At 59.4% G+C, this 16308-nt stretch carries 16 protein-coding genes; 8 read left to right on the top strand and 8 right to left on the bottom strand.

The features are described from left to right. Positions 1-49 precede the first annotated feature (49 nt). Positions 50-301, top strand: a complete 252-nt coding sequence (oprI, locus tag PspR76_RS09790) for an outer membrane lipoprotei OprI (protein ID WP_003172710.1) — start codon at positions 50-52, stop codon at positions 299-301. A 133-nt stretch (positions 302-434) separates the two neighbouring features. On the opposite strand, the gene PspR76_RS09785 is transcribed toward oprI, so the two are convergent. From PspR76_RS09785 to PspR76_RS09775, 3 genes are all read right to left on the bottom strand, one after another. After that, positions 435-1406 carry a L,D-transpeptidase family protein gene (locus PspR76_RS09785; RefSeq protein WP_159955004.1) on the bottom strand — a complete coding sequence of 324 codons (972 nt, stop codon included), beginning with the start codon at positions 1404-1406 and terminating at the stop codon, positions 435-437. Positions 1407-1490: 84 nt separating this feature from the next. Continuing rightward, positions 1491-1781 carry a hypothetical protein gene (locus PspR76_RS09780; protein ID WP_017136142.1) on the bottom strand — a complete coding sequence of 97 codons (291 nt, stop codon included), beginning with the start codon at positions 1779-1781 and terminating at the stop codon, positions 1491-1493. Between the two features lie 58 nt (positions 1782-1839). Then, a complete protein-coding gene (locus tag PspR76_RS09775) occupies positions 1840-2445 on the bottom strand; it encodes an arylesterase (RefSeq protein WP_162530292.1) in 606 nt (201 codons plus the stop codon). Positions 2446-2455: 10 nt separating this feature from the next. Between PspR76_RS09775 and PspR76_RS09770 the strand changes: the two genes are divergently transcribed. Both PspR76_RS09770 and PspR76_RS09765 read left to right on the top strand, forming a co-directional pair. After that, positions 2456-3139 (top strand): ABC transporter ATP-binding protein, encoded by a 684-nt coding sequence (locus PspR76_RS09770; protein ID WP_005786391.1) that lies wholly within the window; start codon positions 2456-2458, stop codon positions 3137-3139. Continuing rightward, on the top strand, positions 3139-5649 hold the full coding sequence (locus tag PspR76_RS09765; RefSeq protein WP_159955002.1) for an ABC transporter permease: 2511 nt from the start codon (positions 3139-3141) through the stop codon (positions 5647-5649). The genes PspR76_RS09770 and PspR76_RS09765 overlap by 1 nt, the downstream gene beginning before the upstream one ends. 43 nt (positions 5650-5692) lie before the next feature. On the opposite strand, the gene greB is transcribed toward PspR76_RS09765, so the two are convergent. Both greB and PspR76_RS09755 read right to left on the bottom strand, forming a co-directional pair. Further along, positions 5693-6166, bottom strand: coding sequence for a transcription elongation factor GreB (gene greB, locus PspR76_RS09760; RefSeq protein WP_159955001.1), 474 nt, complete (start codon positions 6164-6166; stop codon positions 5693-5695). A gap of 125 nt (positions 6167-6291) precedes the next feature. After that, complete coding sequence (locus tag PspR76_RS09755; protein ID WP_159955000.1) at positions 6292-7404, bottom strand: hypothetical protein; 1113 nt, start codon at positions 7402-7404, stop codon at positions 6292-6294. Positions 7405-7640: 236 nt separating this feature from the next. Between PspR76_RS09755 and PspR76_RS09750 the strand changes: the two genes are divergently transcribed. Genes PspR76_RS09750 through PspR76_RS09740 form a run of 3 tightly spaced genes read left to right on the top strand, consistent with a single transcriptional unit; the run spans position 7641 to position 11050 of the window. Further along, positions 7641-8567: an ABC transporter ATP-binding protein gene (locus PspR76_RS09750; RefSeq protein ID WP_159961383.1), complete on the top strand. Its 927-nt coding sequence runs from the start codon at positions 7641-7643 to the stop codon at positions 8565-8567. Further along, on the top strand, positions 8564-9289 hold the full coding sequence (locus PspR76_RS09745; protein ID WP_159954999.1) for an ABC transporter permease: 726 nt from the start codon (positions 8564-8566) through the stop codon (positions 9287-9289). The genes PspR76_RS09750 and PspR76_RS09745 overlap by 4 nt, the downstream gene beginning before the upstream one ends. Before the next feature lie 15 nt (positions 9290-9304). Continuing rightward, positions 9305-11050 carry a Gldg family protein gene (locus PspR76_RS09740; RefSeq protein WP_159954998.1) on the top strand — a complete coding sequence of 582 codons (1746 nt, stop codon included), beginning with the start codon at positions 9305-9307 and terminating at the stop codon, positions 11048-11050. Between the two features lie 18 nt (positions 11051-11068). On the opposite strand, the gene PspR76_RS09735 is transcribed toward PspR76_RS09740, so the two are convergent. The 3 genes from PspR76_RS09735 to PspR76_RS09725 all read right to left on the bottom strand — a co-directional run bounded on the left by PspR76_RS09735 (position 11069) and on the right by PspR76_RS09725 (position 13595). After that, entirely contained in the window at positions 11069-11377 is a 309-nt protein-coding gene (locus PspR76_RS09735) for a class I SAM-dependent methyltransferase (protein WP_159954997.1), read from the bottom strand. 258 nt (positions 11378-11635) lie between these two features. Next, positions 11636-12070 carry a DoxX family protein gene (locus PspR76_RS09730; RefSeq protein ID WP_159954996.1) on the bottom strand — a complete coding sequence of 145 codons (435 nt, stop codon included), beginning with the start codon at positions 12068-12070 and terminating at the stop codon, positions 11636-11638. Positions 12071-12173: 103 nt separating this feature from the next. Further along, entirely contained in the window at positions 12174-13595 is a 1422-nt protein-coding gene (locus PspR76_RS09725; protein WP_159954995.1) for a transglycosylase SLT domain-containing protein, read from the bottom strand. A gap of 236 nt (positions 13596-13831) precedes the next feature. Between PspR76_RS09725 and PspR76_RS09720 the strand changes: the two genes are divergently transcribed. Next, positions 13832-14638 (top strand): TatD family hydrolase, encoded by an 807-nt coding sequence (locus PspR76_RS09720; RefSeq protein WP_159954994.1) that lies wholly within the window; start codon positions 13832-13834, stop codon positions 14636-14638. Positions 14639-14734: 96 nt separating this feature from the next. Continuing rightward, the gene (locus PspR76_RS09715) at positions 14735-16216 is read left to right on the top strand and encodes a methyl-accepting chemotaxis protein (RefSeq protein ID WP_159954993.1); all 1482 of its coding nucleotides are present in this window, start codon (positions 14735-14737) and stop codon (positions 16214-16216) included. Positions 16217-16308: the final 92 nt, after the last annotated feature.

The following is a 16308-nucleotide window of genomic DNA, read 5'->3' as shown; positions in this document are numbered from 1 at the left end:
CACTCTGAGAAAGTAGCCATTTAATAGAAAGTCCTTGAAGGGGAACACGATGAACAACGTTCTGAAATTCTCTGCTCTGGCTCTGGCCGCAGTTCTGGCTACCGGTTGCAGCAGCGTCTCCAAAGAAACCGAAGCTCGTCTGACTGCAACTGAAGACGCAGCAGCTCGCTCCCAGGCTCGTGCAGACGAAGCCTACCGTAAAGCTGATGAAGCTCTGGCTGCTGCTCAAAAAGCACAACAGACTGCTGACGAAGCTAACGAGCGCGCTCTGCGCATGCTTGAAAAAGCAAGCCGCAAGTAATAATCCTCCGGGGTTGTTATCAAGCCGATCCATTCTTGGGTCGGCTTTTTTTATGCCTGGGATTCAGGCCTGAAACTCAGGCAATAAAAAGCCCGCCGCAGCACAAGGCTGTGGCGGGCTTTGATCGAGCAGGCTACTGCTGCAGATCGACCGGCGTGCTCGACGCCACCGGCGCATTGGCGCCCGGTACACCGATCTCTGTCGGCAAACCATCTTCGGCCGCCACTACGTCACGCACCTGGTCCCAATTGACCCGCAGGTTGTTAGCCAGGTCTTCGCGCTTGAGCAGGGCATTGATGACCGCGGTGTGTTTGTCGACCACCGACGGTGTGCCGTCATCATTCAGTGGCGTATGGGCTTCGAGGTAGACCTTGCCGCCACTGCTGCCGAACTTGTAGGCATCGTTGATAATGCGCACCGACGTGCCGACCGGCACCATGTCGGCCATTTCCAGCACATTGTTGTTAAACATGCGGAAGCAGCCGTGGCTTGTACGCGTACCGATACCAAATTTCATGTTGGAACCGTGGATCAAGTAACCCGGCGTCCCCAAGGTGAATTTGAACGGCCCCAATGGGTTGTCCGGCCCGGCAGGCACTACGTTAGGCAGTGGATCGCCATTGGCGGCATGCTCGGCCTTGATCGACGCGGGTGGCGTCCAGGTCGGGTTGGGGATTTTGCCGGTGATGGTGGTGTGCGCAACCGGCGAACCCCAGCCTTCACGACCAATGCCCAACGGGAACGTGTAAACCACGTTCTGCCCCTTGGGATAGTAGTAAAGCCGGTATTCGGCCAAGTTGATCACAATGCCTTCGCGGGGGCCGGGCGGCAGGATAAACCGGGTGGGCAGCACAATCTCGGTGCCTGCACCGGGCAGCCAGGCATCAACACCAGGGTTGGCCGCGACCATTTCCGAATAGCCCAGGTCATAGGTGGTGCCGAGGTCAGCAAAGGTGTCTTCGTACTTGGCCTTGATCACCTGGACCTGGCCAACGATGTCTTCGCCCGGCGGCGGCAGGGGCAACTGCAAGGCTGACGCCGAACCGGCTGCACAGACGGCAGCAAGAGACAGGCAGCAGGTAACGACGGAGAGGCGCGACAACATCCGGAAAATCCTTCGCAGAACGACGGGTAGGGAAAAACTGATTGTATACGTGAAGCACGCTTCAAGCATCAGTGCGCCCCGCTGCTATTCGAAGCGCAGCTCCGGCCAGATCAGCGGCGTGCCGCGCTTTTGCGATTCGAGAATGGCCCGGCACAGTGGGCACAGCCGCTGGTCCTGGAAGATCGCGCGATCCACCGACGACCAGCGCGGTTGCGCCGGCAGCAACGTGCCGCAGAGCGTGCGGTCGATCGAGCCGCCCAGCTCCAGTTGACGCGCAACCAGATGCACCCGGACTTCCTGGCAGGCGAACAGATCCAGCTGCTCGTCAGGCTCGATCAGTTGGTAGTTGAACAGGGACCAGGCAGGGCGCGACATCGGGGGCTCCAGATCGGGGGGGCGCCACCTTAGCCGAAAGCCTGCCGGTAGAAAAGCGTCATAGCAGCGGTTTTAGCGTCGGCCAGACATTTTCCAGCAACTTGCCCTGCGCGCCGACCGCCGGGTGCAGTTGATCTGCCTGCATCAACTCCGGATGACCGCCCACGCCTTCAAGGAAAAACGGCACCAGCGGGATGCTTTTTTCCTTGGCCAGGGCCCCGTAGACCTCGGCGAACGCCGTGGTGTATTTCGGCCCGTAATTGGGCGGCAATTGCATGCCCAACAACAGCACCTTGGCACCACTGGCCCTGGACTGGTCGATCATCGACGCAAGATTTTGTTTCAATTGCGCTGGCGGCTGCCCACGCAGGCCATCGTTACCACCCAACTCGAGGATCACGAGCTCGGGTTTATGCTCTGCAAGCGCCGCCGGCAGCCGCGCGAGCCCTCCGGCGCTGGTGTCACCGCTGATGGACGCGTTGACCACTTTATCGTCGAAACCTTCCTGCTTGAGCCGTTGTTCCAGCAACGCCACCCACCCTTTGCTGGTATCCAGGCCGAAACCGGCACTGATACTATCGCCAACGATCAGGACTGTACCCGCCGCTGCGTTCTGGGCCATGCACATCAAGGCCAGGCCAGCACTCAAAAACCACATTCGCATCGGATTCTCCATGGGCGCAAGCATTCTCACCGCGCGGAACCTTAGCAAAGTGGTTCCCAGCGCGGAAGGTGAACTGACTATCCTGCACGAACTGAGCCTGGAACTGAACAAGGGCGATAGCCTGGCTATCGTCGGCAGCTCAGGTTCCGGTAAATCCACCCTCCTCGGCCTGCTGGCCGGCCTCGACCTGCCCAGCAGCGGTGAAGTCACGCTCGCCGGGCAAGCCTTGAGCACCCTCGACGAAGACCAGCGGGCGCGCATCCGCGCCGAGCACGTGGGCTTCGTCTTCCAGTCATTCCAACTGCTCGACAGCCTCAACGCGCTGGAAAACGTCATGCTGCCGCTGGAGCTGGACGGCCGCAAAGACGCCCGCGAGCGCGCCCGGCACCTGCTGGAGCGCGTCGGCCTGGGCCAGCGCCTCACCCACTCGCCGCGCCAGCTGTCCGGCGGCGAGCAACAACGGGTCGCCATTGCCCGCGCATTTGCCGCCGAGCCGGACGTGCTGTTCGCCGATGAACCCACCGGCAACCTCGACAGCCACACCGGCGAGCGTATCAGCGACCTGCTGTTCGAACTCAATAAAGAGAGCGGCACGACCCTGGTGCTGGTGACCCACGACGAGCGCCTGGCCCACCGTTGCCGACGCCTGATCCGCCTTGAAGCCGGCCTGATGGTCGCGCCCCTGGAGCCTTGATGGCACGTTTGCCGCTGTTGCGCCTGTTCAGCCTTGCCATGCGTCAATTGCTGCGCGATGCCCGCGCCGGCGAGTTGCGCGTGTTGTTTTTCGCCCTCGTGGTAGCGGTGGCGGCCAGCACCGCCATCGGCTACTTCGGCGCGCGCCTCAACGGTGCCATGCTGTTGCGTGCCACCGATTTCCTCGGTGCCGACCTGGTGCTCGAAGGCAGCTCGCCGGCCCGGCCCGAGCAAATCAAATCCGGCCTTGAGCTAGGCCTGGATCACGCACGCATCGTCGAGTTCTCCAGCGTCATCGCCACAGACAACGGCATCCAGCTTTCCAGTATCAAGGCGGTCAACGAGCAATACCCGCTGCGTGGCGAGCTCAAAAGTGCCACGCAGCCCTTCGGCGCTGAAACAGCGGGTGGCGGCCCCACGCCCGGCGAGGCCTGGGTGGAAGCACGCCTGCTGACAGCACTGGACCTGAAAGTCGGCGATGACATTGATGTCGGCAACAAGACCCTGCGCCTGACGCACATCCTGACGTATGAGCCCGACCGCGCCGGCAACTTCTACAGCCTTACGCCACGGGTGATGATCAACCTGGCAGACCTGGACGCTACCGGCGTGGTCCAGCCCGGCAGCCGCGTCAGCTACCGTGAACTGTGGCGCGCGCCTCAAGGCAGTACGGCGCTGCAGACCTACCGCGACCTGGTCAAGCCAGGGCTTGCCGCCAACCAGCGCTTGCAGGATTCGCGAGACGGTAACCAGCAAATCGGCGGCGCCCTGGGCAAGGCCGAACGCTACCTGAACATGGCCAGCCTCGTCGCAGTGCTGCTGGCCGGTGTGGCGGTGGCGCTGTCGGCCAACCGTTTTGCCAGCCGCCGTTTCGACGCCAGTGCACTGCTGCGCTGCCTGGGTCTGTCACGACGCGAAGCGATGTTGCTGTTCAGCCTGCAACTCAGCGTTTTGGGCCTGGCGGCGAGCCTGGCCGGTGCCCTGCTCGGCTGGCTGGCGCAGTTTGGCCTGTTCTACTTCCTTCACGACCTGCTGCCGGCAGACGTACCGCCCGGCGGGTTGCTGCCGGCGGTTGCGGGCATCGGCACCGGCCTGGTCGCCCTCGCCGGCTTCGCCCTGCCGCCCCTGGCGGCGCTGGGTCGTGTGCCACCGTTGCGGGTGTTACGCCGTGACTTGCTGCCGATCCCTTCCAGTACCTGGATGGTGTATGGCGCGGCGCTGTTCGCGCTTGGCCTGATCATGTGGCGACTGAGCCTCGACCTGGTATTGACCTTCGCGTTACTGGGCGGCGGTGTCGTAGCTGCGCTGATCCTCGGCGGCTTGCTGCTGTTGTTGCTGCAAAGCCTGCGGCGCTTATTGGCACGCGCCACCCTGCCCTGGCGCCTGGGCCTGGGCCAATTGCTGCGTCATCCGTTGGCAGCGGCCGGGCAATCCCTGGCGTTTGGCTTGATCCTGTTGTCCATGGGCTTGATCGCGCTGTTGCGCGGCGAGCTGCTCGACACCTGGCAAAACCAGTTGCCCAAGGACGCGCCCAATTATTTCGCCCTGAACATCCTGCCGGCCGACAAGGAGGCCTTTGGCGCGCGTCTGCTGGAGGTGCAGGCTCAAGCGGCGCCGTTGTATCCGGTGATACCGGGGCGCTTGATCAGCATCAATGGCGAGCCGGTGCAGCAGATCGTCAGCAAGGACTCCAGCGGTGACCGTGCCGTGCAACGTGACTTGAGCCTGACGTGGGCAGCCGACCTGCCACCGGGCAACGTCTTGACCGCAGGTTCCTGGTGGACGCAGCAACCGAGTGATGAAATTCCCGGGGTGTCAGTGGAGGCCAAAGTCGCTGAAAGCCTGAAGCTCAAGCTGAACGATCGTCTGGTGTTCACCATCGGTGGGGAGAACCGCGAAGCGCGTGTCACCAGCCTGCGGACGATCAACTGGGACAACTTCCAGCCCAACTTCTTCATGATCTTCCAGCCGGGCACCTTGAAGGACCTGCCCGCGACCTACCTGACCAGCTTCTACCTCGCGCCGGGTCATGACCAGCAGATCGTCGACCTGTCCCGCGCGTTTCCAGCTGTTACGATCCTGCAGGTTGAGGCGTTGCTTGAGCAGTTGCGCAGCATCCTCGCCCAAGTGACCCTGGCGGTGGAATACGTGCTGTTATTTGTCTTGGCAGCGGGCATGGCAGTGCTGTTTTCCGGCTTGCAGGCCACCCTGGATGAGCGGATTCGCCAAGGCGCGCTGTTACGTGCGCTGGGCGCGGAGCGCAAGTTGCTGGTCAAGGCGCGACGTATAGAGTTCGGCTTGCTGGGCGCGGTCAGCGGCCTGCTGGCAGCGCTGGGTACCGAGCTGGTGACCTGGGTACTGTACCGTTACGCGTTTGACCTGGCCTGGCACCCTCACCCGTGGCTGATACTGTTGCCGGTGATCGGCGCCGTGCTGATCGGTGGTGCCGGAGTATTCGGTACACGCCGCGCATTGAATGCAAGCCCGTTGACGGTGTTGCGCGAAGGCTGAAAAGGCCGATGGCCAGCACGCGCTGCTGCGTGCCGGCCATCGTCTACTTCACATACTCGATAGCGGTAATCCACCAACACACATCGCCATTCGGGGTTTGCACGATCGCTTCATCGTCAACCTCCTTACGCAGCAGTGCGCGGGCCATGGGCGAATCGATGGAGATGTAGTCCATGCGCTCATAAATTTCGTCATAGCCGACGATTCGGAACCGCTTGGTTTCGCCCTGCTCGTTTTCGATATCGACCCACGCACCGAAGAACACCTTCCCTTCCTGCTCGGGCATGTATTCCACCACCCGCATATCTTCCAGCCGCTTGCGCAAATAGCGCACCCGCCGATCAATCTCACGCAGCAGCTTCTTGTTGTACTGGTAATCCGCGTTCTCGCTACGATCCCCCAGGGAAGCCGCCCAGGTCACCTTGCGGGTGGTGTCCGGACGCTTTTCACGCCACAGGTAATCCAGCTCTTTTTTCAGCGCTTCATGACCTTCTTTGGTTATCAGCTTGGTACTCAAACGCATGCATCCCCAGGCAATGTCCAATAATGCCGTTACACCGCTGCCTCAAGCATTGGCGTCGGCTGGCAGGGGTTGATGATAAATGAACCCGGCAAAGTAGCCAGGTCGTAAAACGCATCAATTCACGCGTGGCCATCCAGGGTTTGATCCAGTTCAAGAAGCACGCCCTGCAAGCGCTGGCGCATAGTCGACAAGTGCGACATCGCCAACGTCAACTGTTCGGTCTTCTCGCCAACGTCTGCTTGTTGGCTCAGCAACTGTGCTTCACGCTGCTCCAACTCACGGCTCTTTTGGCTAACTTCCACCCTCTGGCGCTGCAGCTGGGTATCGCGTTGCTCCAGCTCACCGAGCTTCTGGTCGAGCTCTTCCTGTGCCTGCTGCAGCCCAGCCTGCCATTGCTCAAGCGCCTCCTCACGTTCGATGACCGCGAGCTTTTGTTGCGTCAGCTCCTGGGCGACCTTGGCGAGGCTGGTCAGCGTGCTGTCAACCTCAAGCATCGCTGCGTGTTCCATCGGGGCCGGGCGTTTCGACGGGGCGGGTTCCTCAGGCTCAAAACGAGCTTGAGCGGGCGGCGCATTGAACTCTACTGTCTGCGCGGCCTGGGGGACTTGGGGCACCTCACTCACCTGCGCCGGCTGCGTTATTGCAATGGCCGGGTTCAACGCTTCTTCAACAACAGGCTCGAGTGCAGGCACCTCCACGAGCTTGGGCTGGTTCGAGGCTCTGGCAGCCGGCGAGACCATTTGCGACGAGAAGCGAATGGACGGCACGATCAATGAAGCACTCTCGATGGCCGGCAACGAGGGAGCAGACATGCCCAACGTGATCACCTTCATCACCAATGCCTTCTTGATGATCATTGAATGATGATCCTCTGGCCTGGCAGGCGGCAACTTGCAGCCTTTCAAATCGATGAAATGAAAGGGCACTCCTGCCTCGATATCGGTAGTTGCCTTAGTACCGCCAGCGGCGGCCGTCGTGAGGATTTGCTTGAAGACTTGCATGGCCACCTGCAGGTCTTCCTTGGACTCAACACCGCTGAGAAAATACCGATCGAGCTTTTTACGTAACGCCGCGATGTAGACCCTGGAGTTACCAGGCTCGGTCTCTTCATCCAGGCTATAAACGAGAAAGTTGGAATCGGTTTGTGCAATCGTAAACCCGCAGAGCAGGGCACCGTTGACCGGGGTGTCCTGACCGTTGCGTTCAAGAACAAGCGTACGTAAAAGCATCATGATAATCAGGCCTCATTACAAAAGAACAAACCTTATATAAATGTCGGGTTTAAACCCGACCACTAATAAGCCTCGTAACAACGTAATTGTTACAGCAAGTTATCCGGCCTGACGTAGGACTTTTCTGATATCGCCACCCCCACGTTCCCAACTGCAATGATTGAACGTAACCTTTTCGGCGTTCAACCAAAATGGCAAGCCTATTTCACGTCCTGCAAAACTTATTCGGTAAAAAAATGCTCGAGATAAGCAGCCTGACGAAGCACTTGGGCAAAAGAAACGTTATCAACAACCTCTCGTTTTGCGCTCAACGCCAAGAATGCATAGGCCTGTTCGGGGAACATGGCGCGGGTAAAACCATACTGCTGAACTTGATATCCGGATTGGTGAAACCTTCCGGAGGGCATATCAACATCCAAGGGTTCGACACCCAAACCCATCCACTTCAAGCACGCAAAGCACTGGGTTACCAACTTCAGGATGGTCTCAACCATCAAACAATGTCGGTAAAAGACATGCTCAACTTCATTGCTGCCATCCGAGGCTTCAGCGGCGCTGAAAAGCGCAGCCGGGTAGATCGGGCGGCCATGCGTCTGGAGTTGTCACGTGTGCTCAACGCCCCGCTCGCTACGCTCTCCAGCGGTTTGAAGCGCAAAGTCGCTATCGCCCAGGCGATCCTGCATACACCCAGCCTGCTCCTGCTGGATGAACCCACTGAAGGTATGGCGACGGATCAACTGCTTAAGTTCAGGACACTTATCCACTCCTTGACCGAAGAAATGACGGTCATCATCGCCTCCCGACACTGCAACGAGCTATCCAGCATCTGCACGCGTGCGCTGGTTATCGCGGGAGGCCGACTGATGGCTGACGCCCCGCTGCTCGATCTGCAACGTAACTCTCGGCATTTTCGCGCCGTAACCCTGGCCGCAGAAACGCCTTTGGACTTGCTGGCACTGGCGGTACTACCCGGTGTCGCTGGCATCGAAGAAGACCGGCATGCACCGGGCAAGGTGACGGTTCTCGCCATGCCAGGGCACAACATCTACCCCCCCATCAATGCACTCATTGCCAGCCGCGGCTGGAACATAACTTCGCTGAATCTGGAGCCAGGGCGCCTGAACGAAGTTGTGCACCATCTGAGCCAAGAGGTAAGCCCTTGAAACAGCTGCCCGTCATTTTCAAACGTCAGTTCGCCAGTTACGCCAGCACACCCGGCACTTACCTGAGTGTAGCTGCGTTTCTGGTGTTGTGCGCAACACTGGGGTTGTACACGAGCCCATGGCTGGAACAGGACAGTGGCGACTTACAGGTCTTTTTCCAGCTGCACCCCTGGCTCTACTTGCTGCTGATTCCCGCTGTATCGACGCAACTTTGGTCGGACGAACGCAACCCCGGCTTACGCGACGTGATGAACACCCTGCCCATCACGGTAACCGAACGCGTGCTCGGGAAGTTTCTGGCCGCCTGGCTCGTGTGCGGTATCGCCCTGACCCTAACATTTCCCATAGTGGTCATCGCCAATTACTTGGGCGCCGCGGACAATCTCGTTATCAGCTCACAATTTTTGGCCAGTTGGTTGCTCGCCGGAAGCTATTTATCTGTCGGCTGCTTCATTTGCGCACTGACGCACCGGCGCATGGTGACTTTCCTATTGACCCTGGGTTTGCTGCTTACCGCCAGTGCACTTTCCTCGGTGCTGGATGCACTTGAACGTCAGGCCCCCATCTGGGTGATCGACAGCCTGATCGCCCTTAACCCAATCTCGCGTTTCAGCGCTATCGATAACGGCAAGCTGACACTCCATGACAGTTTGTACTTCATCAGCATGATCTTTGCCTTTCTGTCGGCAACGATTGTCACTGTGAACTACAAAACCAGTTGAAAAGGAAAGCAACGCATGCGATCCATTCTTGGTACCGGTATGACACTTACGGTCATACTCCTGATTTTCCTGGCATTTAATCTAACGTGGGTAAGCCATCTGCCCAATGTGCGCTGGGACTTTTCACAACAAAAAATCCACACGCTATCGCCCCCTGTCCGCCAATTACTCTCGACGCTGGAACACCCTCTGGATCTTTATTACTTCAATTCAAGCAATGACCCGAAGAAAAGCCAAGCGCTGGAACGCCATGGCGAGCATGTGGAAGACCTGCTCAAAGAGTTCGAAAAAGCGGCAAAGGGCATGATTAACCTGCACGTTATTGATCCAGCACCTTACTCAGAGGATGCCTACAAAGCTGGCTTGTTCGGCCTTGACGACTCGCAAGGGTTTCTCGGCCTTATAGGTACCCGTGCAGGCCAGGCCGCTCAACGTATCAACGCATTCCGTCTTGACGACGATTCGTTGCTTGAGTACGAGATCAGCCACCTGATCTACAAGTTGGTGCACCCTGAGCGCCCTACCGTCGGCGTTCTATCCGGGCTTTCATTAGATCAGCCTGGTGCAAAGGTATTGGAGCAACTGCAGCGGCATTTCAACCTTGTTGAACTGGCAGCAAACACCGATCAAATCCCTCAATCAGTCGGCGCGCTGATGGTGGTGCATCCGGGCGCGCTGCCGGAGGCAACCTTGTATGCGGTTGAACAGTTTGTACTGAGCGGCGCCAAGGCAATGCTGTTTATTGACCCAATGAGCGAGATGGATACAAACGTGGCCCCCACAAACAACAAGTTGGATGGGCTGCTGTCGGCCTGGGGCCTGCAGATGCCAACGGACAAACTACTGGTCGACAACCTCTACGCCTCATCGGCCTCATTGGGTACAGGACAGGCGACCGTAGTGCATCCGGCCCGTTTAAACCTGCCACGCCAAGCAATGACAGAAAATGATGCCAGTGCCTGGAAATTGAACTCGGTGATTGTCTCAAGCAGTGGCGCACTTTCTCGACTAAGAAAAAGCCGCACAAACTTCACCCCGCTACTCCAAAGTTCCAGGCAGTCAGCACTGCTGGACACCAAGCGCTTTGCAGCAGCGACAGCGTTCGATTCACTGATTGATGAGACGTCCACGCTCGGGCAGCGCCAGGTGATCGCTGCTCGCCTCGATGGGCCGGCCTACTCCACATTCCCCGACGGCATAAAAGGCAGTGCGGCTGGTTTGCAGAAGGCTGAAAACATCCAGGTAGTCGTGGTCGCCGACACGGACTTGCTCACGGATGCCGTCATCGATTCGGCCCCAAACAGCAACGTGTCGTTCGTGTTGAATACCCTGGACAACCTGGCCGCTCCCGAAGCGCTCGCGAGCATTAAACCCCGTGCAATGGCTGGCCAATCTTCAAACCCGCTCGAGCACATGCGCGAGGCGGCCGCACAGACCTATGCGCAAAAGTCGGCTGAACTTGAGCGACGACTTGAACGAACAGAACAGGAGTGGCAACGCTTGAATCCACCGAACTCAAGCGTCGGCACTCAAGCGGTGGACAGCAATACCCAGTTGCAAGCGTTGAACAAGGAACGCCTGCGGCTCCCCATGGAGCTGCATGCCCTCAAAGTCGAGGCTTACCAACAGGTGCATCAAACAGAACGCCACCTGAAGCTGTTGATGATTGCGGCGGTGCCACTGCTGTTGTGCCTGATCGCCTGGGCCGTTTTTATTTACCAGCGCCGGCGTCGTTCAGCTGCTGCCACCTGGCCTCGCTGAACGCTCAACACCAGAGCGTCAACGACGAGCAATCAGCCCTTGTCGCGCAATGCGCGTCAGTTGACGAATCACCTCTTCGGCGTGGTCGGCACTGGGCGCCTGGATAACCGCAAGATCAAAGCTGTTGCTGGCAAAACGGGCCAGGGATTCGCCATCTTCCACGAATTGGATCAGGAACGCCGATGGGCGCCCCGTGCGACGCGGCCAGCCATCCAGATAACGTAATAGCGTCGGCTGGTGCTTGCCGCCCAGCAGGATTTTGGGGTTGCGTTGGGTCAGGTCCGCGGTGATCGGGGCCAGGCGTATGAGGGGGCGTAGTGCATTCATCGTGTCGTGTCTCTGCCTCAAAAGTCTGCGGGCAGGTGAGAGGCAACACCGAACCAGCGCTTTAGCGGAATTTCGAAACCTGACTCTGTACGAGTGCATGCTTCTGTCGGGCTGCATTGAACCCGGTGGCGCCCCGCAATTAGCTGTTTAAATCGGCGCATGAGCAGCATCCTAGAGAAGCCGGTGGGGCAGTGTCAAGAATCCCGAGCAATGAAAAAGCCCGCTCATGGCGGGCTTTTTACCGGTGTTATGTGAGTATCAGTGGGCAATGGCGCGGTCGACAGACAATTTGCCAGCCCCTTCCAGCAGCACCGCCAGCGAGCCACCGAGCAAGGCCAGTGCGAATTCATACCCATTGTTAGCCATAAACAGACCGTTATGGATATGCACCGAAAAGATTGCCACCAGCGACAGGAAGGTCAGCCCCAGTGCCGCAGGGCGCGCCAATAAACCGATGATCAAGGCCAGGCCGGCGAAGAACTCCGTACCGCCCGACAGCACCGCCATCAAGGTGCCAGGGGTCAGGCCGAGGCTTTCCATATACTGCGCAGTACCCGCCAGGCCGTAGCCGCCAAACCAGCCGAAGAGTTTTTGCGAGCCGTGGGCTGCGAAGATAATGCCGACAAAGATTCGCAGGATAGTCAGGCCATAACCGGCGCGGGTAGACAGGATGCGGTTGATCAGTGGGCTCATGGTGCTAATCCTTTTCAAAGTAGGGGTGGGTTGGCCGCTATATTAATCGGATAAAGCAATGATAAAAGCGCAAATAATGCCTAATACTTATCTATAAACCCGATCATTTGCGTGAAGCAATTTTTGGCGCTGCCGGTTCCAGGGACTCCCGCTCCCGATCAAACGCCAAGTAGTACTTGTTCACGCTATTAACATAGCTGACGCCGCCCATTCCCACCTGCTCCATAGCAATGCGCTCGACCTGGAAGAACCACTGATTGGGGTTCAGCCCCCGCCGACGCGCCTCCGCGCGCATACCCTGCACCCGCTCCGGCCCCATGTTGTAGGCCGCCAGTACAAAGGCCATGCGTTCACGCTCGTTGAGTTTGGGGCTGGCAAAGAACTTGCGACGGATCATCGCCAGGTAACGGGCCCCGGCCTGCACATTGCTGTCCAGACTCTCGATATTGTTGACGCCGACGCGCTGCGCCGCCGACGGCGTGATCTGCATCAAGCCGGTCGGGCCGCCACTGTTACGTGCGCCGGGGTCAAGAGCGGACTCCTTGAACGCCAGCGCCGCCAGGTTCAACCAATCCATGCCCTGCTCGCGAGCATGCTTTTGCAGGACCGGGCGCAGTTTTTCAAGGCGCTGGCGGTCGGCGCGGGCCAGCGGGTTGCGCACTTGATACAGGCGACGGTAGATACGTTGGAAGGCCACGTCCTGATCGGACGGGGTTCGGTAGGTCTTGAGAAAACGGTCAATACTGGCCCGCAGCATCGAGGCATCCTGGCGCACGAACCAGTATTCATCCCCCGGCTCGCTGATAGCCACCTGCCGATCAAAGCGTAACTTGGGCAGGATTTTCGACCAGCGCTCGGCAATCGGCTTCTCGACGATGGTGAGGTGGAAGATCCCGGCTTGAACCATCTCAAGCACATCTTCCACCGCCAGTGTTGGATCGACCCACTCCACCTTCACCGGCGGCCGCTTATGCAAAGCCAACTGCTGGTTGACCTGATTGATCGCATCCGCCGCCGCACTGCCGGTGGTCAACGCCAGGGTGCGCCCGGACAGCTGCTCCAACTTGGTAAAGCGCCGTTCACCCTTGACGCCCACCAGCCACAACGGCACATCACTGGCAATCGGGTCACTGGTGCTGATCTTGTGCACGGCCTTCACATCGAGTAATTCACCGGGCGCCACCAAGTCGCCTTCGCCACGCGCCAATGCGCCGAGCAGTTGGTCCTTGGCCTTGGGAATAATCTTGAGGTTGATTTCCTCACCGTCACGGGCGTGACCATTGAGGTATTGCTCGAAAGCGCGCAGGCGGTGGTATTCGACACCGATGGCCTGGCCCTGGACTTCACCGGAACTGTTGCGGCTCTGGTTGACCAGCACGCGCAGCGTGCGACTGGAGCGAATCTGCGCCAGGTCCCGCACCTTGCCGGGCTTGGTCACTTCCAGCGGCCCGTCCAGACGTGCAACCGCCGCCGTGGGCAGCAGTAAAGTCAGGCACAACACAAGCAACGCCGAGGGTCGGATCATCCGCTCTCCGGAAAGAATACTGGCCAGCACCTTCGTGAAAGACAAAGGGCTGGAGGTCAGAAACAGAGCGCTTTATGCGCTGGCAAGGCGCGCAACGGTGGCATGGAGGAAGGCGCAGGGCCGACCACAATGTCACTTGCGACGTTCAAAGACAGCTATAACTCGTTGTAGTTCTTAGTTTTTCTTATAAATCTACAGCTCTGATATGCTTTCCGGCCGCAGGCGGAGATAGCACCATGCAACTCATTGATATCGGCGTCAACCTGACCAACCCCAGTTTCGACGAGAGGCACCAGGCCGTTCTCGACCGCGCCTATGCCGCCGGCGTGCAGCAATTGGTGCTCACCGGCACCAGTGTCGAAGGCAGCGAACAGGCACTGGAACTCTGTGTAAAACTCGATGAAAGCGCCCAGCGCCTGTTCAGCACCGCGGGCATCCACCCGCACTCCGCCAGTGACTGGAACGGCGACAGCGCGCGGCAATTGCGCGGTTTACTCAACGAAAGCCGCGTGCGTGCAGTGGGCGAATGCGGGCTGGATTTCAACCGCGACTTTTCCCCGCGCCCACAGCAGGAAAAAGTCCTCGAAGAACACCTGGCCCTGGCCGTCGAGCTGAAATTGCCGGTGTTTCTCCACGAACGCGACGCCAACCAGCGACTGCTGGAAATCCTCAAGGACTACCGCGACCACCTGACCGCCGCCGTGGTGCATTGCTTCACCGGCGAACAGCAAGCCCTGTTCAGCTACCTCGACCTCGACTTGCATATCGGCATCACCGGCTGGATCTGCGATGAACGCCGTGGGACACACCTGCATCCACTGGTCAGGGAAATTCCCCGTGGTCGCCTGATGCTGGAAAGCGATGCGCCCTACTTGCTGCCGCGCACACTGCGACCGAAGCCGAAAAATGGCCGCAATGAACCGGCCTACCTGCCGGAAGTCCTGCGCGAAGTCGCCCTGCACCGCAATGAAACGGTGCAAGACCTGGCCGAACACAGCACCGCCTGTTCGCGCGCGTTTTTTGGCTTGCCTGCCGTGGATTAATGCGGCGCATTGACCCATGTCAAAACCGGTTCCCTGAGTAGCGGCACAATAATGGCACCTTGCCAATGCTGTTTCCGCTATCAGAGAAAACCTTCCATGGGTGCCTGGCTTAGCAATATCTCGCTGAAATACAAATTCTGGGCCGTCAACGCGGTCGCCTTCATCACCACCTTGCTGCTGGTGCTGTACGCCGTGCAGCTCGAACAACAGGCACGCAGCGATGCGTCCCAGGCCTCGGCGCAGGCGCAGGCGCGATTGCTCGGTGCGTGGCCGGCCGATAAGCCACTGCCCAAAGATGAGCATTGGCTGACGTTTGCCCGTGGCCAAGTACCACAGCTGGCCGACCAGGATCTGTCAGCCCTGAGCACCGCCAGTGGTTGGGCCGAGCTCAATCACATGCCGCTTTTCGGCGAAAACCCACTGATTGGTGCCGACGTCGTCGCGCGGGCCGACGGTCAACAGATCGCCGTGCTGGCCTACGGGCGCAGCCTGAGCCAAGTATTCGGCGAACGCTTCGTCAACTACGCCGTGGCGGTGCTGATCCTGATGCTGGCGATGCTCGGTGCCTCGCAACTGCTGATCCGCTTCCTGCTCAGCCAACTCAACACCCTCAAAGACGTGATGCTGCACGTGGAGAAGACCGGCGACCTGTCGGCCCGCGTGCCGTTGGCCTGCAAGGACGAAGTCGGCCAGATGGCCAGCGCCTTCAACGCCATGCAAGCCGGCTACCAGCGGGTGGTCGGCACGGTGGCGCGCACAGCGCAGCAGCTCGATGACGGTGCCGCGCGCCTGGCCAGCAGCATGAACGAGGTACAACACGGCATGCTCGGCCAGCAAAGCGAAACCGATCAGGCCGCCACCGCGATCAATGAGATGACCGCCACCGTCTACCACATCGCCCAGCACGCCGGCGCCACCCGCGACCTGTCCCAAACCGCCGACACCCTCGCCGGCAGCGGCCGGGAAGTGGTCAGCCGGGTGCAGCGTTCGATTGCCGGGCTGTCCACCGGCGTGCAACAGACCGCCGAAATGATCCAGAAACTCGCCGAGGACAGCCAGAAAATCAACGGCGTGGTCGGCGTAATCCACAGCATCGCCGAACAGACCAACCTGCTCGCCCTCAACGCCGCCATCGAAGCCGCCCGCGCCGGCGAAATGGGCCGTGGTTTTGCCGTGGTCGCCGACGAAGTACGCAACTTGGCCAAACGTGTGCAAAGCTCCACCGACGAAATCACCCGTATGGTCTCGGCGCTTCAGGCCGGCACCCGCGACGCGGTGGACTTCATGCAGGAAAGCTCCTTCAAGGCCGACGACTGCGTACAGCAAGCCCAGGAAGCCGGCGCGGCCCTCGCCGAAATAACCGGCGCCGTGGCGCAGATGCGCGAGAGCAACACCCAGATCGCCGTGGCGGCCGAACAGCAAAGCCACGTCGCCGAAGAGATGAACCGCGCGGTAGTGAGCATTCGTGATGTAACCGAGAACACGGTGCAGCAAACCGTGGATTCAGCGACGACCAGCAATGAACTGGCGACGCTGGCCGGGGAGTTGAGCAAGGCGATTGGGCAGTTGAAGCTATAGGACTTTTTAACCTGTAATCCGACTCCTACGATCGCACCTCCGTTTACCCGAAATTTCGGCGAAACCTCCTAGCCTCCCCAGCGAATAGCGCC

Origin of the sequence: Pseudomonas sp. R76 (assembly GCF_009834565.1) — a bacterium.
Classification (GTDB): domain Bacteria; phylum Pseudomonadota; class Gammaproteobacteria; order Pseudomonadales; family Pseudomonadaceae; genus Aquipseudomonas.
The sequence above is the reverse complement of the archived record's forward strand: the minus strand, read 5'-3'. Positions and strand labels throughout refer to the sequence as shown.